The following is a 17,072-nucleotide window of genomic DNA, read 5'->3' on the forward strand; positions in this document are numbered from 1 at the left end:
CCATGACCAAGATCATCGTCGACGGCGCCGAGGTCGACGTTCCCGCCGAATACACGATCCTGCAGGCCTGCGAGGCGGCGGGCGCGGAGATTCCGCGCTTCTGTTTCCACGAGCGGCTGTCGATCGCAGGCAACTGCCGGATGTGCCTCGTCGAGGTGAAGGGGGGCCCTCCGAAGCCCGTCGCCTCCTGCGCGATGGGGGTGCGCGACCTTAGGCCCGGCCCGAACGGCGAGCCGCCGGTCGTGATGACGCGCTCGCCGATGGTGAGACGGGCGCGCGAGGGGGTGATGGAGTTCCTGCTCATCAACCATCCGCTGGACTGCCCGATCTGCGACCAGGGCGGCGAGTGCGATCTGCAGGACCAGGCGATGGCCTATGGCGTCTCCGGCACGCGGTTCTTCGAGAACAAGCGCGCCGTCGAGGACAAGTATATCGGTCCGCTGGTCAAGACGACGATGACCCGCTGCATCCACTGCACGCGCTGCGTGAGGTTCGTCGCCGAAGTCGCCGGCGCGCCGGAGATCGGCGCGATCGGGCGCGGCGAGGACATGGAGATCACGACCTATCTCGAAAGCGCGATGTCCTCGGAGCTGCAGGGCAACGTCATCGACCTCTGCCCGGTCGGCGCGCTGACCTCGAAGCCCTACGCCTTCAAGGCGCGGCCCTGGGAGCTGTCCAAGACCGAGTCGATCGACGTCATGGACGCGCTCGGGAGCGCGATCCGCGTCGACGCCCGAGGCCGGGAAGTCATGCGCATCCTGCCGCGCGTGAACGAGGACGTGAACGAGGAGTGGATCTCGGACAAGACCCGCTTCGTCTGGGACGGCTTGCGCGCCCAGCGGCTCGACCGCCCTTACGTCCGTGAGAACGGCCGGCTGCGCGCGGCGTCCTGGGGCGAGGCTCTGACTCTTGTCGCGACCAGGATTAAGACCGCGGACAAGACCCGCGTCGGCGCGATCGTCGGCGATCTCGCCGCGGTCGAGGAGATGTTCGCGCTCAAGGATCTGCTCGCCCGCCTCGGCGTGACGAACGTCGACGCGCGCCAGGACGGCTCGGCGCTCGATCCCGCTCTCGGCCGCGCGAGCTACCTGTTCAACGCGACGATCGCCGGGATCGACGAGGCGGACGCGATCCTGCTCATCGGGACCAATCCACGCCTCGAGGCGCCGGTGCTGAACGCGCGCATCCGCAAGCGCTGGCGGCGCGGGTCGCTGCGGGTCGGCCTCGTCGGTGAGCGCGCAGACCTGACCTACGGCGCCGAGCACATCGGCGCGGGCGCGGATTCGCTCACCGAACTGGTCGAGGGCAAGCATTCCTTCGCCAAGGCTCTGGACGGCGCGGCGAAGCCGCTGATCATCGTCGGCGCCGGCGCTCTCGCCCGCAGCGACGGGGCGGCGGTGCTGGCCGCCGCCGCGAAGCTCGCCGCAGGTCCCGGCGTCGCGGACGGCTGGAACGGCCTGTCGGTCCTGCATTCCGCGGCGTCCCGCGTGGGCGCCCTCGATCTCGGCCTCGTGCCGGGGCAGGGCGGGCTCACCGCGCGCGAGATGGCGGAGGCCGGCGCGCTCGACGTCGCGCTTCTTCTCGGGGCGGACGAGATCGACGTCGCGCCGGGCGCCTTCGTCGTCTATGTCGGCGCTCATGGCGACCGCGGCGCGCATCGCGCCGACGTCGTCCTGCCGGGCGCGGCCTATGTCGAGAAGACCGGCCTCTACGTGAACACCGAAGGCCGTGTCCAGCTCGCGAACCGCGCCACCTTCCCGCCCGGGGAGGGACGCGAAGACTGGGCTATCCTGCGGGCGCTGTCCGAGCAGGTCGGCGTCACGCTGCCCTACGACACGCTGGCGCAGCTGCGCGCCGCGCTGTTTCAGGCCTATCCGCACATGGCGGCTGTCGGCGAGATCGCGGCGGGCGATCCGGCGGATCTCGGCCGCCTCGGCGCCGGCGCCGGTTCGCTCTCGAGCGACGCGTTCCGCAACGCGGTCACCGACTTCTACCTGACCAACCCGATCGCGCGCGCCTCCGCCATCATGGCCGAGATGAGCGCGCTCCGGCGCGGCGCGTTGGCGGAGGCGGCGGAGTAAGACATGGAAGCCTTCCTCCACGTCCTGCTGATCATCGTCCAGAGCGTCGCGCTGCTGGTCGCGCTGCTGGTGTTCATCGCCTACATCCTGCTCGCCGACCGCAAGGTCTGGGCGGCGGTGCAGCTGCGCCGGGGACCGAACGTGGTGGGGCCGTTCGGCCTGCTGCAGTCCTTCGCGGATCTGCTCAAGTTCGTGCTCAAGGAGCCGGTGATACCGGCGAGCTCCAACAAGGGCATCTTCCTGCTGGCGCCGCTGGTCTCGTGCTTCCTGGCGCTCGGGGCCTGGGCGGTGATCCCGCTCGCCGACGGCTGGGCGATCGCCGACCTCAATGTCGGCGTGCTCTATATTTTCGCGATCTCGTCGCTCGGCGTCTACGGCGTGATCATGGCCGGCTGGTCGTCGAACTCGAAATACCCGTTTCTCTCCGCGCTCCGCGCCGCGGCGCAGATGGTGTCCTACGAGGTCTCGATCGGCTTCGTGATCATCACCGTGCTGCTCTGCGCCGGCTCGCTCAACCTCTCCGACATCGTGCGCGCGCAGGACTCCGCCGCCGGCCTGTTCGGCTGGTACTGGCTGCCGCTGTTCCCGATGTTCGTCATCTTCTTCATCTCCGCGCTCGCCGAGACCAACCGGCCGCCCTTCGATCTGGTCGAGGCCGAGTCCGAGCTCGTCGCAGGCTTCATGACGGAATACGGCTCGACGCCCTATCTGCTGTTCATGCTCGGCGAGTACGTGGCGATCCTGACCATGTGCTCGCTGACGACGATCCTGTTCCTCGGAGGCTGGCTGTCGCCGATCCCGTTCGTCCCCTTCACCTGGGTGCCGGGCGTGTTCTGGTTCGTCGGCAAGATGACGGCGGTGTTCTTCATGTTCGCGATGGTGAAGGCCTTCGTGCCCCGCTACCGCTACGACCAGCTGATGCGGCTCGGCTGGAAGGTGTTTCTGCCGATCTCGCTGTTCATGGTCGTGGCTGTCGCGGGGGTGCTTCAGTTCACGGGCTGGGCGCACGGCTGACATGCCGACGGGCGCGCTCGGCGCAGTTCTCGGCGCGCTCGTCGGCCTTGGTCTCGGCCTGCTCGGCGCGAAGGCGCTGAACGCCGGGCTGGACGGGCAGATCGAAACGGCGTCTCCCGAGGACGCCGGGAAGTTCACGACGATCCGCCGGCTCGCCGGTCCGATCGTCATCGCGACGACGATCGTGGAGGTTGCGGTCGTCGGCTACGTCGCGGTTGAAATGCTTGCGGGCTGATCGCCCGGGACGTGAGAAGGGTTCGGAATGCGGCTCGATCAAGCGGCGCGTTCGCTTTTCCTGAAGGAGTTCGTATCGGCGTTCTTTCTGTCGATGCGCTACTTCTTCCGGGAGAAGGCGACCATCAACTATCCCTACGAGAAGGGCGCGATCTCGCCGCGCTTCCGGGGAGAGCATGTGCTTCGCCGCTATCCGAACGGCGAGGAGCGCTGCATCGCGTGCAAGCTGTGCGAGGCGATCTGCCCGGCGCAGGCCATCACCATCGAAGCCGGCCCGCGCCGCAACGACGGCACGCGGCGCACCACGCGCTACGACATCGACATGGTGAAGTGCATCTATTGCGGCTTCTGCCAGGAGGCGTGTCCAGTCGACGCCATCGTCGAGGGTCCGAATTTCGAGTTCGCCACCGAGACGCGCGAGGAGCTCTATTACGACAAGGAGCGCCTGCTCGCGAACGGCGACCGCTGGGAGCGCGAAGTCGCCCGCCGCATCGCGCTGGACGCGCCTTACCGGTGAGCGGCGTCATGACAACAGAGGTCTCGCCTTTCGCGCAGGCGTTCGCTGTCGTAAGCAGCAGAGGCGTCTCCGGGCTCGGCCGAAGGATCCGCGCATGAGTCTCCCCGCTTTGTTCTTCTACCTGTTCGCGAGCGTGACGGTGGCCTCGGGCCTCATGGTCATCTCGTCGAAGAACCCCGTGCACTCGGTGCTCTTCCTGATCCTGGCCTTCGTCAACGCGGCCGGGCTCTTCGTGCTTATGGGCGCGGAGTTCCTCGCGATGATCCTCGTGGTCGTCTATGTCGGCGCGGTCGCCGTGCTCTTCATGTTCGTGACGATGATGCTCGACGTCGACTTCGCGGAGCTTCGCAGCGGCGTGCTGCAGTATCTGCCTGTCGGCGTGCTGATCGGGCTGATCATGCTGGCGGAGCTCGTGCTGGTCGTGGGCGGCTGGGGGGCCTCCGGCGCGCTGCCGACGACCAGGGGCGGTTCGCCGATCCCGACCGACATGACCAACGCCGAGGCGCTCGGCCGCGTGCTCTACACGGATTATCTCCTGCTGTTCCAGACGGCCGGCCTGGTGCTGCTCACCGCGATGATCGGCGCGATCGTGCTGACGCTGCGCGACCGCAGGACGGACGTGAAGCGTCAGGACGTGACGCTCCAGAACGCGCGGAAGCCGTCCGAGGCGATCGAGATCGTCACGGCGCCGACGGGGCAGGGCATCGCTGAGGGGAGGGGCGTCAGATGATCGGGCTCGAGCACTACCTCATCGTCGCCGCGATTCTGTTCACGCTCGGCGTGTTCGGCATCTTCCTGAACCGCAAGAACGTCATCGTCATCCTGATGTCGATCGAGCTGATCCTGCTTGCGGTTAACATCAATTTCGTCGCGTTCTCGACCCATATGGGCGACCTCAAGGGTCAGGTGTTCGCGCTGTTCGTGCTGACGGTCGCGGCCGCCGAAGCCGCCATCGGCCTCGCGATCCTCGTCGTCTACTTCAGAAACCGCGGCACGATCGCGGTCGCCGACATCAATCGGATGAGGGGCTGACAGCGATGTATCACCTCATCGTCTTCCTCCCTTTGCTGGGCGCCGTCATCGCGAGCGTGATCGCGCTGACGGGCGCTCGCCGGCGGCACCCGGGCGCGGTCGGCCCGGTCGACGCCTTCCACGACGGCCACGACCACGCGCATCACGCGGCCCATGACGCGCACGGCCACGACGATCATGGCGGCCACGACGACCACGCGCACGGGCCCGTCGAGCCCGCGGCCTACGGCTCGCGCGCTGCGGAATATGTCACGACCGGATTGCTGATCGTCTCGGCCGTCCTGTCCTGGATCGCCTTCGTCGACGTCACGCTGAACGACGCCGACGCGCATGTGAGGGTGATGCGCTGGATCTCGGCGGGCGGCCTGCAGCTCGACTGGGCGTTCCGGATCGACACGCTGACCGCCGTCATGCTGGTCGTCGTCAACTCGGTGTCGGCGCTCGTCCACGTCTACTCGATCGGTTACATGCACGAGGATCCGCATCGGCCGCGGTTCTTCGCCTACCTGTCGCTGTTCACCTTCGCCATGCTGATGCTGGTGACGTCCGACAACCTCGTGCAGCTGTTCTTCGGCTGGGAGGGCGTGGGCCTCGCGAGCTACCTGCTGATCGGATTCTGGTACCAGAAGCCGTCGGCCTGCGCGGCCGCGATCAAGGCGTTCGTCGTCAACCGGGTCGGTGACTTCGGCTTCTCGCTCGGCATGTTCGCGACCTTCGTGGTGTTCGGCAGCGTCTCGTTCGAGACGATCTTCGCGGCCGCGCCCGGCGTCGCCGACAAGACGATCCACTTCCTCGGCCATGACTGGCACGCGCTGACGGTGATCTCGTTCCTGCTGTTCATCGGCGCGATGGGCAAGTCGGCGCAGATCGGCCTGCACACCTGGCTGCCGGATGCGATGGAGGGCCCGACGCCGGTCTCCGCGCTGATCCACGCGGCGACCATGGTGACGGCCGGCGTGTTCCTCGTCGCGCGGATGTCGCCGATCTTCGAGCACGCGCCGGACACGCTGGCCTTCATCACGGTCATCGGAGGAACCACCGCGATCTTCGCCGCGACGATCGGGCTTGTGCAGACCGACATCAAGCGCGTCATCGCCTATTCGACCTGTTCGCAGCTCGGCTACATGTTCGCCGCGCTCGGCGTCGGGGCCTATGGCGTCGGCGTCTTCCACCTCTTCACCCACGCCTTCTTCAAGGCGCTGCTGTTCCTCGGCTCCGGCTCGGTCATCCACGCGATGCACCACGAGCAGGACATGCGGAAGATGGGCGGCCTGCGCCGCCTGATCCCCGTGACCTACTGGATGATGGTGATCGGAACGCTGGCGCTGACCGGCTTCCCGCTGACCGCCGGCTACTTCTCCAAAGACGCCGTAATCGAGGCGACCTACGCCGCCCATACCGGCGTCGGCGCCTACGCCTTCGCGATGACGGTCCTCGCCGCGCTGCTGACCTCGTTCTACTCGTGGCGGCTGATCTTCCTCACCTTCCATGGCGCGCCGCGGGCCTCGCTCGAGACCATGAGCCAGGTCCACGAGAGCCCGCGTGTGATGATCGCGCCGCTGCTGATCCTGTCGGTCGGCGCGCTGTTCGCGGGGCTCGTGTTCCACAGCGCCTTCGTCGGGGAGGGCCAGGGCGAGTTCTGGCGCGAAGCGCTGTTCACGGGCGAGGGCAACGAGATCCTGCATCACATGCACGAGGTCCCGGCGTTCGTGGTCTATGCGCCGTTCGTGGTGATGGTCATCGGCTTCGCGCTCGCCTGGCTGTTCTACATCAAGCGGCCGGACCTGCCGGGCCGGCTCGCCTCCGAGATGCGGCCGCTCTACGAGTTCCTGCTCAACAAGTGGTACTTCGACGAGCTTTACGACCGGATCTTCGTGCGGCCTGCGAAGTGGATCGGGCGTTTCCTCTGGAAGACCGGAGACGGCAAGATCATCGACGGCCTGGGGCCGGACGGGGTCTCGGCGCGCGTCCTGGACGTGACCGGCCAGGTGGTGAAACTCCAGACCGGCTACCTCTACCACTACGCCTTCGCCATGCTGATCGGCGTCGCGGCGATGTTCACCTGGTTCATGGTTCGGGGGATCTGACGGGGATGACCGATTGGCCCATCCTTTCGCTCGTCACCTTCCTTCCGCTCGTCGGCGTCTTCTTCCTGCTGGTCATCCGCGGGGACGACGAGGCGGCGCTCAGGAACGTGCGGCACGTCGCGCTGTGGACGACGGTCGTCACCTTCGCGGTCTCGCTGGTTCTGTGGGCGAAGTTCGACACGACGAATCCCGGCTTCCAGTTCGTCGAGCAGGCCGAATGGCTGGGCGGCGCGATCAAGTACCGGATGGGCGTTGACGGCATCTCCACGCCGTTCATCATCCTCACCGCCTTCCTGATGCCGTTCTGCATCCTGGCGTCATGGACCTCGATCAAGCTCCGCGTCCGCGAATACATGATCGCCTTCCTGGTGCTGGAGACGCTGATGATCGGCGTGTTCTCCGCGCTCGATCTGGTGCTGTTCTACCTGTTCTTCGAAGGCGGCCTGATCCCGATGTTCCTGATCATCGGGATCTGGGGCGGGACGCGGCGGATCTACGCCAGCTTCAAGTTCTTCCTCTACACGCTGCTCGGCTCGCTGCTGATGCTGGTCGCGATCCTCGCGATGTACGGCGTCGCCGGCACGACCGACATCCAGGCTTTGCTCGCCTACAAGTTCCCGGCGGAGATGCAGACCTGGCTGTGGCTCGGGTTCTTCGCCTCCTTCGCGGTGAAGATGCCGATGTGGCCAGTGCACACCTGGCTGCCGGACGCCCATGTCGAGGCGCCGACGGCGGGGTCCGTCATCCTCGCCGGCATCCTGCTGAAGATGGGCGGCTACGGCTTTCTGCGCTTCTCGCTGCCGATGTTCCCGCTCGCGAGCGAGTATTTCGCGCCGTTCGTGTGGACGCTCTCGGTCGTCGCGATCGTCTACACCTCGCTGGTCGCGCTGATGCAGGAGGACATCAAGAAGCTGATCGCCTATTCGTCCATCGCCCACATGGGCTTCGTCACGATGGGTCTGTTCGCGATGAACGCCCAGGGGGTGCAGGGCGCGGTGTTCCAGATGGTGAGCCACGGGCTGGTGTCGGGGGCGCTGTTCCTGTGCGTCGGCGTCGTCTACGACCGCATGCACACCCGCGAGATCGCGGCGTTCGGCGGCCTCGTGAACAAGATGCCGTGGTACGCCGCGGCCCTGATGGTGTTCACCATGGCGAACGTCGGGTTGCCAGGCACCTCGGGTTTCGTCGGCGAGTTCCTGACGCTGGTCGGCGCCTTCCGCGCCAACACATGGGTCGCGCTGTTCGCGACGACGGGCGTGATTCTTTCGGCGGCCTATGCGCTATGGCTCTATCGCCGCGTCGTGTTCGGGACCATCAGGCCCGGCCTCGAGGCGATCCCGGATCTTTCGGGCAAGGAGATCGCGCTGCTGGTCCCGCTGGCGGTTCTGACCGTGATCTACGGGCTCTGGCCGGCGCCGATCCTCGACATGTCGGCCGCGTCCGTCGACAACCTGATCCAGTCGGCCCAGGCCGCGGTCGATTCCGCGGGCAAGGCTGCAATGGCGACGACGCCATGAGCGTCGGCCTGCGGGCGGATCGCCTTTCCAAGAACGGGTCCTGAAAGCCACATGGACGCCTCAGCCCTTCCGCTGTTCAGCCCTGCGCTGCCCGAGATCGTGCTCGCCGCGGGGGCGCTCGCGCTCGTCCTGATCGGGGCCGTCGCCGGGGAGCGCGCGACCGCGCTCATCAATGCGCTCGCGCTCGCGGTGATCGCGCTCGCCATGGCGTTGGTGCTGATCGCGCCGGTCGACGGGCCGGCGACCTTCGGCGGCTCGTTCAAGCTCGACGCCTTCGCGCGCTTCATGAAGGTTCTGGCCTATATCGGCGCCTTCGCCGCGCTCGCGCTGTCGTTCGACTACATGAAGCGCGAGAGGTTCGCGCGCTTCGAATACGCCATCCTCGTCGTGCTCTCGACGCTCGGCATGTCGCTGATGATCTCGGCGAGCGACCTGATCGCGCTCTACCTGGGCCTCGAGCTGCAGTCGCTGGCGCTCTATGTGATCGCCGCCATCCACCGCGACGACGTCCGCTCGACGGAAGCCGGCCTGAAGTACTTCGTTCTCGGCGCGCTCTCCTCCGGCATGCTGCTTTACGGCGCGTCGATGGTCTATGGCGCGACGGGCGCGATCGGCTTCGCCGACATCGCCGTCGCCCTGAAGGACGGGCATTCGTCGATGGCCCTGATCTTCGGGCTGGTGTTCCTACTGTCGGGCTTCGCCTTCAAGATCTCGGCCGTTCCGTTCCACATGTGGACGCCGGACGTCTATGAGGGCGCGCCGACGCCGATCACCGCCTTCTTCGCCTCAGCAACCAAGGTCGCGGGCGTCGCGATGTTCGTGCGCGTGGTGTCCGAAGCCTTCCCGTCGGCGGCGATCGAGTGGCGGCAGGTGGTGGTGTTCGTCTCGATCGCCTCGATGGCGCTCGGCTCGTTCGCGGCGATCGGGCAGACCAACATCAAGCGGCTGATGGCCTATTCCTCGATCGGCCATATGGGCTACGCGCTGGTCGGTCTCGCCGCGGGCACGTCGGAAGGCGTCAGCGGCGTGCTGATCTACGTCGCGATCTATGTCGCGATGACGCTTGGCGCCTTCGCCTGCATCCTCTCGATGCGGATCGGCGACGCCTATGTCGAATCGATCGACGATCTTTCGGGGCTCTCGCGCACGAATCCTGCGATGGCGTTCGTGCTCGCGATGATCCTGTTCTCGCTCGCCGGAATCCCGCCGCTTGCGGGCTTCTTCGCGAAGTTCTACGTCTTCTACGCCGCGGTTAACGCAGGGCTTGCGCCGCTCGCGGTCATCGGCCTCGTGCTGAGCGTGATCGGCGCGTTCTACTATTTGCGGATCGTGAAGATTATCTATTTCGATGAGCCAAAGGTCGCGTTTGCGCCTATGACAGCCGTCGCGACGGCGGTCCTCACGGTCGCCGGCGGCTTCACGATGCTGTTCTTCGTCTATCCGGCCCCGCTGACGGCGGCCGCGGCGACGGCTGCGCAGTCGCTGTTCTGAGAGACGGGATGACGAGACCCTTCAGCGCGGCGCGTCCGCGGAGAGACCGCGGACGCCGTTCCGCACCGCATCCGGCGCGCGCCTCATGAGCTTCGCGCTCGGGGCGGTCGCGGTGGCAGCCGGGCATTCGCTGCAGGCGTTCGACACCGTCGGCTCGACCAACGCGGAAGGCCTGGCGCTCGCCCGCGAGGGCAGGGGCCCGGCCTGGGTCGTCGCGCGCTCGCAGACCGCCGGGCGCGGCCGCCGGGGCAGGGAATGGTCGACGGAGCGCGGCAATCTGGCCGCGAGCTTCGCGACCACGCTCGACGTGGCGCCGGCGACCGCCGCGACGCTCGGCTTCGTCGCAGGTCTCGCGCTGGAGACCGCGCTCCGCCAGGTCGCCAAATCGCTCCAGGCGCGGGACGCGCGGCCCGAGCTCAAATGGCCGAACGACGTGATCGTGGACGGCGCGAAGCTCGCCGGCATCCTGCTCGAGGCCGACGCGCTCGCCGACGGCAGGCTCGCCGTGGTGGTCGGGATAGGCGTCAACGTCGTCTCCGCGCCGGAGGACCTGCCATACCCCGCGACTTCGCTCGCCGCCCGTGGCGACGAGGTGGAGGCGGAGCAGCTGTTCACGGCGCTTGCGGATTCTCTCGTCGGCTGGCTCGAAGTGTGGGATAGCGGGCGTGGACTCGCCGCCGTCCGCAAGGCCTGGATGGCGCGCGCGGCCGGGTTGGGCTCGCAGGTCGCGGTCGAGCTTGGCGGTCGCACGATCCGCGGCAGATTTGAATCGATAGACGACAGCGGCCGGCTCGTGATCCGCGCCCAGACAGGCGTCGCGACGGCGATCTCCGCCGGCGACGTATATTTCGGCTCGGCGTCAAGCCACGCCGCGCAAGGATAAAGATGGCTACGGATCTGATTTTTGCGCCCCTCGGAGGAGTGGGCGAGATCGGCATGAACGCCGGCTTGTATGGTTTTGGAGAAGGGGCGAAGCGCCGCTGGCTGATGGTGGACTGCGGCGTGCTGTTCGGCGACCCTGCGGGCACGCCCGGCATTGACCTCATCATGCCGGACATCCGCTACGCGAAGGCGCGGCGGAACGAGATCGAAGCGCTGGTGCTGACCCACGCGCATGAGGATCACTACGGCGCGCTGCTCGATCTCTGGCCCGAACTCCGGTGCCCGGTCTACGCGACGCCATTCGCCGCCGCGATGCTGGAGTCGAAACGCGCCTCGGAGAAGGGCGCGCCCAAGATCGACGTCCGCGTGATCCCGCAGGGCGGGTCGTTCAAGGCGGGTCCGTTCGAGGTCGAGTTCGTCGCGGTGGCGCATTCGATCCCCGAATCCTGTGCGCTCGCGATCCGGACGCCTGCGGGCCTCGTGGTTCATACCGGCGACTGGAAGATCGACGCCACGCCGGTGCTCGGCCGGCCGACCGACGAAAAGCGGCTGCGCGAGCTCGGCGAAGAAGGCGTGGCCGCGGTCATCGGCGATTCGACCAATGCGACGCGGCCGGGGCTCTCGCGCTCGGAGACCGAGGTCGCGGCGAGCCTCGCCGAACTGATCCGCGGCTCGAAGGGCCGCGTGGCGGTCACCACCTTCGCATCGAACGTCGGTCGCCTTCGCGCGGTCGCCGATGCGGCGCTCGCGGCCGACCGGCAGGTCGTGCTGATCGGACGCGCCATGCGCCGCGCCACCGACGTCGCCCGCGGCCTCGGCATGCTCGAGGGCGTGCCCGAGTTCCTCGAGCCCGACGCCTATGGCTACCTTCCCCGCGACAAGGTCGTGGCGCTGATGACGGGCAGTCAGGGCGAGCCGCGCGCGGCGCTCGCCCGCGTCGCCTCGGGCGATCACCCGCAGGTGACGCTCGCCAAGGGCGACCGGGTGATCTTCTCGTCGCGCGCCATTCCCGGCAACGAAAAGGCGGTCGGGCAGATCATCAACGGCCTGATCCGAGGCGGGGCCGAGGTCATCACCGACCGCACCCATTTCGTCCATGTCTCCGGCCATCCGCATCGCGAGGAGCTCGCGCTGCTCTATGGCTGGCTGAAGCCGCAGCTGCTCGTGCCGGTACATGGCGAAGAGCTGCACATGGCCGAGCACGCCGAGCTCGCGAAATCGGTCGGCGTGCCGCGCGTGGCGCGCGTGCATGACGGCGAGGTGATCCGCGTCGCCGGCGGCCCGCCCGACGTGGTCGACGAAATCGTGACCGGCCGGATGCTGAAGGACGGCAAGGTGCTGATCTCCATGTCCGAGCCCACGATCGGCGAGCGGCGCAAGCTCGCTTTCGCCGGCGTCGTCACGATCGCGATTGCGATCGACAAGGCCGGCGACGTCCAGGGCCCGCCGGAGGTCCGGTTCACCGGCCTTCCCCCGCGCGACGACGAGGGCACGCCGATGCTGGAGGTGTTGCGCGACACCGTGCTCGACTGCCTCGACGGACTGCCCAAGCAGAAGCGCCGCGACACGGGCCTGGTGACGACGGCGATCGAGCGGTCGATCCGCAGCGAGCTGTCGCTGGTCTGGGGCAAGAAGCCGGTTTGCCACGTCGCCGTGCTGAAGGTATGAGCGGGCGAAAGCCGCTCGGAGCCTCGATATGATCGGTCGCCTTAACCACGTCGCCATCGCGGTGCCGGATCTGGAGGCCGCGACCGCGGTTTACCGCGACACGCTCGGCGCCGCCGTGACGCCGGCGACTGACCAGCCCGAGCACGGCGTGACCGTGGTGTTCATCGAGCTTCCGAACACCAAGATCGAACTCCTTGCGCCACTTGGAGAAAAGTCTCCCATTGCAGCTTTCCTCGACCGCGCGCCGGCGGGCGGGATTCATCACGTCTGCTATGAGGTGGACGACATTCTCGTCGCCCGCGACCAGTTGAGGGCGCAAGGCGCGCGGGTGCTCGGCGACGGCGAGCCCAAGATCGGCGCGCACGGCAAGCCGGTGCTGTTCCTTCACCCGAAGGACATGCTCGGCACGCTGGTGGAGCTCGAACAGGCTTGATCTTTTCGGCGGTCAGCTGGGTTGCGATCTATTTTGTCGTCTGGTGGACGACGCTGTTCGTCGTGCTGCCCTTCGGCGTCCGCAGTCAGGCGGAAGACGGCGACGTCGTGCCGGGATCGGAGGCGGGCGCCCCGACCCGAACCCGCGTCGGCCGCATCGTCCTCATGACGACGATCGTCTCGGCGCTCGTGTTCGGCGGCATCGTCCTGCTGCTCACGCAGGAGGTCTTCGGACTGGACGACATCCCGTTCCTGCCGAAGTTCCAGCACGCGGCATAGGTCTTTCAGCGCGGCCCAGAGACGGCGTTGCCGTGAGCCGGCGGCTTCGCGGGCAAAAAAAAGCAAGGCCGAAGCCTTGCGTATGCGAGTTCGTCGTCCGTTCAAATCCAACGCCGCGAGCGGTGCGGGACTTCGGCGCAGGATCGTCGCCCTAAGGCGAGCAGAACGAACATTCCTCCCAAGCGTAGGGCCGGGGCTTGTCCGGCGAGGCAACGTCGCCGGTTGGCCCTTTTCTTATGGCCTGACCTTAGCGACGCCTTTGAGACTTGTCATCTCTTTGTGCACCAGGCGCCAAAAAAACAAGCGACGGTCAGACCGGCTCGCCAGGCGTCGTCGCGCTTGTGTTTCCGGGCGCCTTCGGCTTTCGTGCGCGCCTTCCCGGTTCCGGCCGGACCGTGTTCAAGATTCGCCTGGAGCCCGTGAGTTCGATGCGCCTCAGCCGCTATTTTCTGCCCATCCTGCGCGACGCGCCGAAGGAAGCGGAGATCGTCTCCCACCGCCTGATGCTGCGGGCCGGGATGATCAGGCAGGAGGCCGCCGGCATCTATGCCTGGCTTCCGCTTGGCCTTCGCGTTCTCAACAAGATTTCAGACGTCATCCGCGAAGAGCAGAACCGGGCGGGCGCGATCGAGCTGCTGATGCCGACGCTGCAGCTCGCCGATCTCTGGCGCGAGAGCGGCCGCTACGACGCCTATGGCGAGGAGATGCTGCGCATCAAGGACCGCAACGAGCGCGATCTGCTCTACGGGCCGACCAACGAGGAAATGATCACCGAGATCTTCCGCGCGGGCGTGCGCTCATACAAGGACCTGCCCAAGAACCTCTACCATATCCAGTGGAAGTTCCGGGATGAGCGCCGTCCGCGTTTCGGCGTGATGCGGTCGCGCGAGTTCCTGATGAAGGACGCCTATTCCTTCGATCTGGACCAGGCCGCCGCCCGCGTCTCGTATAACCGGATGTTCGTCGCCTATCTGCGGACCTTCGCGCGTCTTGGCCTCAAGGCGATCCCGATGGCGGCCGACACCGGCCCGATCGGCGGCGACCTCAGCCACGAGTTCATCATTCTGGCGAAGACCGGCGAGAGCAAGGTGTTCTGCCACAAGGATTTTCTCGGCCTTGAGGCGCCCCCCGCCGACGTCGACTTCGACGACGCGGCCGGGCTTCAGGCGATCGTCGACCGGTGGACCGGCTCCTACGCCGCGACCGACGAGATGCATGATGAGGCGGCCTTCGCCGCAATTCCTGCGGACAGCCAGGTTACGGCGCGCGGGATCGAGGTCGGGCATATCTTCTATTTTGGCACGAAATATTCCGTGCCGATGAAGGCGCTCGTCACCGGACCGGACGGCAAGGACACGCCCGTGCACATGGGATCCTACGGCATCGGCCCGAGCCGGGTCGCGGCGGCTGCGATCGAAGCCGGCCATGACGACGCCGGAATCATCTGGCCGGATGCCATCGCGCCGTTCAGGGTCGGCCTGGTGAATCTGAAGCCGGGCGACGCCGCGGTGGACGCCGCCTGCGAAGACCTTTACGGCAAGCTGATGGGACAGGGCATCGACGTGCTTTATGACGACACCGATGATCGCCCGGGCTCCAAGTTCGCGACGATGGAGCTGATCGGCCTGCCGTGGCGGCTGGTGGTCGGACCCAAGGGGCTCGCCGCCGGCACGGTGGAGCTGAAGCGCCGCGACGGCGGCGCGGCGGAGGCGATGAGCGTCGACTCCGCGCTTTCCGCGATCATCGGCTGAGGGCCGGATGGCGGCCACGAAGAAGGCGGCGACCCCCTCTGAGCTCGGCGGCACCAGGCCGTTCGCGCCGTTCGAATGGCTGATCGCCGGCCGATATCTTCGCGCGCGCCGCAAGGAAGGCTTCATCTCGGTCATCGCCGGGTTCTCGTTTCTCGGCATCACGCTCGGGGTCGCGACCCTGATCATCGTGATGGCCGTGATGAACGGCTTCCGGACCGAGCTTCTCAACAAGATCCTCGGCATCAACGGCCACGTCGTCGCGCAGCCGCTCGACGGCCCGCTGACGGACTACGCGGCGGTCGCGGATCGCCTCGCCAAGGTCTCGGGCGTCAAGTTCGTGATTCCGCTTGTCGAGGGACAAGCGCTCGCCTCCTCGCCGGCCGGCGCGGGCGGCGTGCTGGCGCGGGGCCTGCGCGCGCAGGACCTCGGCAAGCTCCAGCTCGTCTCCCGGACCATCCGCGAAGGCAGCCTCGAGAATTTCGACGACGGCGGCGGCGTGCTGATCGGCAAGCGTCTCGCCGAGCAGCTGGGGCTGCACGCTGGCGATACGCTGACTTTGGTCAGTCCCCGCGGCGCGGTGACGCCCATGGGCGTCACGCCGCGCATCAAGGGCTACCGGGTCGCCGCGATCTTCGAGATCGGCATGTCGGAGTACGACGCCGCCTTCGTGTTCATGCCCTTCGCCGAGGCGCAGGCCTATTTCAACCGTGACGACGACGCGACCGGCATCGAGATCTACCTCGACAATCCCGACAAGGTCGACGAGGCGCGCCCCAAGCTGCAGGACGCCGCGGGCCGGCCGCTCTATCTTCTCGACTGGCGGGATCGGAACAAGACGTTCTTCTCGGCGCTGGAGGTCGAGCGGAACGTCATGTTCCTGATCCTCACTCTGATCGTGCTGGTGGCGGCGCTCAACATCATCTCCGGCCTCATCATGCTGGTGAAGGACAAGGGCCGCGACATCGCGATCCTGCGAACGATGGGCGCGACGCGCGGCGCGATCATGCGCATCTTCCTCATCACGGGCGCCAGCATCGGCGTCGTCGGCACGCTCGCCGGCTTCGGACTCGGCATGCTGGTGTGCTGGAACGTGGAGTCGATCCGCGCCTTCCTCGCCTATCTCACGGGCACGGAGCTGTTCTCGCCCGAGGTCTACTTCCTGAGCCGCCTGCCGGCCGATCCGGACGCCCGGGAGACCCTGACGGTCGTGCTGATGGCGCTCGTGCTCTCGGTGCTGGCGACCGTTTATCCCTCGTGGCGCGCCGCCAAGCTCGAGCCCGTGGAGGCTTTGCGCAACGAATGAGCGAAAGCGCCGACGCAGACGCCCAGGTCTATTCGGACGAAATCTTCGACGCGGAGGCAGCGAGCCCGCCGCTGCTCGTGCTCGACCGCGTGGCGCGCCGCTACGTCCAGGGCGACGAGACCGTCGACGTTCTGCTCGAAGCCTCCGCCGTCATCGAGTCCGGCGAGGTCGTCGCGCTGATCGCCCCCTCGGGCACCGGCAAGTCGACGCTGCTTCACATCGCAGGACTGCTCGAACGGCCGGACGGCGGCGAGGTCTACTTCGACGGCGAGCCGACCGTCGGGCTTTCCGATTCCGCCCGCACCGCGCTCCGCCGCAATCAGGTCGGCTTCGTCTATCAGTTCCACCACCTGCTCCCAGAGTTCTCCGCGCTTGAAAACGTGGTGATGCCTCAGCTCATCCGGGGGCTCTCGGCCGCCGAGGCAAGGAGCCGGGCCAAGGATCTGCTGTCCTATCTCGGGCTCGGGGCGAGGCTCAGCCATCGCCCGTCGGAGCTCTCCGGTGGCGAGCAGCAGCGCGTGGCCATCGCCCGCGCGGTCGCGAACGCGCCGCGGCTGCTGCTCGCCGACGAGCCCACGGGCAACCTCGATCCGGTGACGTCCGCCCATGTGTTCGCGACGCTCACCGCGCTCGCCCGCGCCTCGGGCCTGGCCGCGATCGTCGCGACCCACAATCTCGACCTCGCCGGCACGCTCGACCGTCGCCTCACGCTGCGGGACGGCGTGGTCGTGGAAGCCTGAACTCCCGTAATTCCTCTTAGAACGAAGATGGGCCGCGCCGGCGC

Annotated in this window: 16 protein-coding genes; all 16 read left to right on the plus strand. The window is 67.3% G+C overall.

Going from position 1 to position 17,072, the window contains the following annotated elements; translation table 11 throughout:
- Positions 1 to 2 precede the first annotated feature (2 nt).
- The 16 genes from nuoG to PKE75_RS15935 all read left to right on the plus strand — a co-directional run bounded on the left by nuoG (position 3) and on the right by PKE75_RS15935 (position 17,028).
- Positions 3 to 2,081 carry an NADH-quinone oxidoreductase subunit NuoG gene (gene nuoG, locus PKE75_RS15860; protein WP_271169715.1) on the plus strand — a complete coding sequence of 693 codons (2,079 nt, stop codon included), beginning with the start codon at positions 3 to 5 and terminating at the stop codon, positions 2,079 to 2,081.
- Between the two features lie 3 nt (positions 2,082 to 2,084).
- The gene (gene nuoH, locus PKE75_RS15865) at positions 2,085 to 3,095 is read left to right on the plus strand and encodes an NADH-quinone oxidoreductase subunit NuoH (RefSeq protein ID WP_271169716.1); all 1,011 of its coding nucleotides are present in this window, start codon (positions 2,085 to 2,087) and stop codon (positions 3,093 to 3,095) included.
- Between the two features lies 1 nt (position 3,096).
- Positions 3,097 to 3,330, plus strand: a complete 234-nt coding sequence (locus PKE75_RS15870) for a hypothetical protein (protein ID WP_271169717.1) — start codon at positions 3,097 to 3,099, stop codon at positions 3,328 to 3,330.
- Between the two features lie 27 nt (positions 3,331 to 3,357).
- Positions 3,358 to 3,846 (plus strand): NADH-quinone oxidoreductase subunit NuoI, encoded by a 489-nt coding sequence (gene nuoI, locus PKE75_RS15875; RefSeq protein WP_271169718.1) that lies wholly within the window; start codon positions 3,358 to 3,360, stop codon positions 3,844 to 3,846.
- 94 nt (positions 3,847 to 3,940) lie between these two features.
- The gene (locus PKE75_RS15880) at positions 3,941 to 4,576 is read left to right on the plus strand and encodes an NADH-quinone oxidoreductase subunit J (protein ID WP_271169719.1); all 636 of its coding nucleotides are present in this window, start codon (positions 3,941 to 3,943) and stop codon (positions 4,574 to 4,576) included.
- Positions 4,573 to 4,878 (plus strand): NADH-quinone oxidoreductase subunit NuoK, encoded by a 306-nt coding sequence (nuoK, locus tag PKE75_RS15885; RefSeq protein ID WP_271169720.1) that lies wholly within the window; start codon positions 4,573 to 4,575, stop codon positions 4,876 to 4,878. The genes PKE75_RS15880 and nuoK overlap by 4 nt, the downstream gene beginning before the upstream one ends.
- A gap of 5 nt (positions 4,879 to 4,883) precedes the next feature.
- Complete coding sequence (gene nuoL / locus PKE75_RS15890; RefSeq protein ID WP_271169721.1) at positions 4,884 to 6,965, plus strand: NADH-quinone oxidoreductase subunit L; 2,082 nt, start codon at positions 4,884 to 4,886, stop codon at positions 6,963 to 6,965.
- A gap of 5 nt (positions 6,966 to 6,970) precedes the next feature.
- Positions 6,971 to 8,482 carry an NADH-quinone oxidoreductase subunit M gene (locus tag PKE75_RS15895; protein ID WP_271169722.1) on the plus strand — a complete coding sequence of 504 codons (1,512 nt, stop codon included), beginning with the start codon at positions 6,971 to 6,973 and terminating at the stop codon, positions 8,480 to 8,482.
- A 51-nt stretch (positions 8,483 to 8,533) separates the two neighbouring features.
- Positions 8,534 to 9,973 carry an NADH-quinone oxidoreductase subunit NuoN gene (gene nuoN, locus PKE75_RS15900; protein WP_271169723.1) on the plus strand — a complete coding sequence of 480 codons (1,440 nt, stop codon included), beginning with the start codon at positions 8,534 to 8,536 and terminating at the stop codon, positions 9,971 to 9,973.
- 85 nt (positions 9,974 to 10,058) lie between these two features.
- The gene (locus PKE75_RS15905) at positions 10,059 to 10,856 is read left to right on the plus strand and encodes a biotin--[acetyl-CoA-carboxylase] ligase (RefSeq protein WP_271169724.1); all 798 of its coding nucleotides are present in this window, start codon (positions 10,059 to 10,061) and stop codon (positions 10,854 to 10,856) included.
- A gap of 2 nt (positions 10,857 to 10,858) precedes the next feature.
- Positions 10,859 to 12,523 carry a ribonuclease J gene (locus PKE75_RS15910; protein ID WP_271169725.1) on the plus strand — a complete coding sequence of 555 codons (1,665 nt, stop codon included), beginning with the start codon at positions 10,859 to 10,861 and terminating at the stop codon, positions 12,521 to 12,523.
- 28 nt (positions 12,524 to 12,551) lie between these two features.
- Positions 12,552 to 12,956, plus strand: coding sequence for a methylmalonyl-CoA epimerase (gene mce, locus PKE75_RS15915; protein WP_271169726.1), 405 nt, complete (start codon positions 12,552 to 12,554; stop codon positions 12,954 to 12,956).
- A complete protein-coding gene (locus PKE75_RS15920; protein ID WP_271169727.1) occupies positions 12,953 to 13,234 on the plus strand; it encodes a DUF1467 family protein in 282 nt (93 codons plus the stop codon). Before mce ends, PKE75_RS15920 begins: the two co-directional genes overlap by 4 nt.
- Positions 13,235 to 13,662: 428 nt before the next feature.
- Entirely contained in the window at positions 13,663 to 14,985 is a 1,323-nt protein-coding gene (proS, locus tag PKE75_RS15925) for a proline--tRNA ligase (RefSeq protein WP_271169728.1), read from the plus strand.
- Between the two features lie 7 nt (positions 14,986 to 14,992).
- On the plus strand, positions 14,993 to 16,288 hold the full coding sequence (locus PKE75_RS15930; RefSeq protein ID WP_271169729.1) for a lipoprotein-releasing ABC transporter permease subunit: 1,296 nt from the start codon (positions 14,993 to 14,995) through the stop codon (positions 16,286 to 16,288).
- Positions 16,285 to 17,028 (plus strand): ABC transporter ATP-binding protein, encoded by a 744-nt coding sequence (locus PKE75_RS15935; RefSeq protein ID WP_271169730.1) that lies wholly within the window; start codon positions 16,285 to 16,287, stop codon positions 17,026 to 17,028. Before PKE75_RS15930 ends, PKE75_RS15935 begins: the two co-directional genes overlap by 4 nt.
- Positions 17,029 to 17,072: the final 44 nt, after the last annotated feature.

The organism is Hansschlegelia plantiphila (assembly GCF_027922265.1).
In the GTDB taxonomy this organism is placed as follows: domain Bacteria; phylum Pseudomonadota; class Alphaproteobacteria; order Rhizobiales; family Methylopilaceae; genus Methylopila; species Methylopila plantiphila.

What these genes read in the sequence shown, in the direction of transcription:
- nuoG (WP_271169715.1), top strand. Translation starts at nt 3, where the DNA reads ATGACCAAGATCATCGTCGACGGCGCCGAGGTCGACGTTCCCGCCGAA.
- PKE75_RS15895 (WP_271169722.1), top strand. Translation starts at nt 6,971, where the DNA reads ATGACCGATTGGCCCATCCTTTCGCTCGTCACCTTCCTTCCGCTCGTC.
- PKE75_RS15905 (WP_271169724.1), top strand. Translation starts at nt 10,059, where the DNA reads ATGAGCTTCGCGCTCGGGGCGGTCGCGGTGGCAGCCGGGCATTCGCTG.
- mce (WP_271169726.1), top strand. Translation starts at nt 12,552, where the DNA reads ATGATCGGTCGCCTTAACCACGTCGCCATCGCGGTGCCGGATCTGGAG.
- proS (WP_271169728.1), top strand. Translation starts at nt 13,663, where the DNA reads ATGCGCCTCAGCCGCTATTTTCTGCCCATCCTGCGCGACGCGCCGAAG.
- PKE75_RS15870 (WP_271169717.1), top strand. Translation starts at nt 3,097, where the DNA reads ATGCCGACGGGCGCGCTCGGCGCAGTTCTCGGCGCGCTCGTCGGCCTT.
- PKE75_RS15910 (WP_271169725.1), top strand. Translation starts at nt 10,859, where the DNA reads ATGGCTACGGATCTGATTTTTGCGCCCCTCGGAGGAGTGGGCGAGATC.
- nuoI (WP_271169718.1), top strand. Translation starts at nt 3,358, where the DNA reads ATGCGGCTCGATCAAGCGGCGCGTTCGCTTTTCCTGAAGGAGTTCGTA.
- nuoN (WP_271169723.1), top strand. Translation starts at nt 8,534, where the DNA reads ATGGACGCCTCAGCCCTTCCGCTGTTCAGCCCTGCGCTGCCCGAGATC.
- nuoK (WP_271169720.1), top strand. Translation starts at nt 4,573, where the DNA reads ATGATCGGGCTCGAGCACTACCTCATCGTCGCCGCGATTCTGTTCACG.
- nuoH (WP_271169716.1), top strand. Translation starts at nt 2,085, where the DNA reads ATGGAAGCCTTCCTCCACGTCCTGCTGATCATCGTCCAGAGCGTCGCG.
- PKE75_RS15930 (WP_271169729.1), top strand. Translation starts at nt 14,993, where the DNA reads ATGGCGGCCACGAAGAAGGCGGCGACCCCCTCTGAGCTCGGCGGCACC.
- PKE75_RS15935 (WP_271169730.1), top strand. Translation starts at nt 16,285, where the DNA reads ATGAGCGAAAGCGCCGACGCAGACGCCCAGGTCTATTCGGACGAAATC.
- nuoL (WP_271169721.1), top strand. Translation starts at nt 4,884, where the DNA reads ATGTATCACCTCATCGTCTTCCTCCCTTTGCTGGGCGCCGTCATCGCG.
- PKE75_RS15880 (WP_271169719.1), top strand. Translation starts at nt 3,941, where the DNA reads ATGAGTCTCCCCGCTTTGTTCTTCTACCTGTTCGCGAGCGTGACGGTG.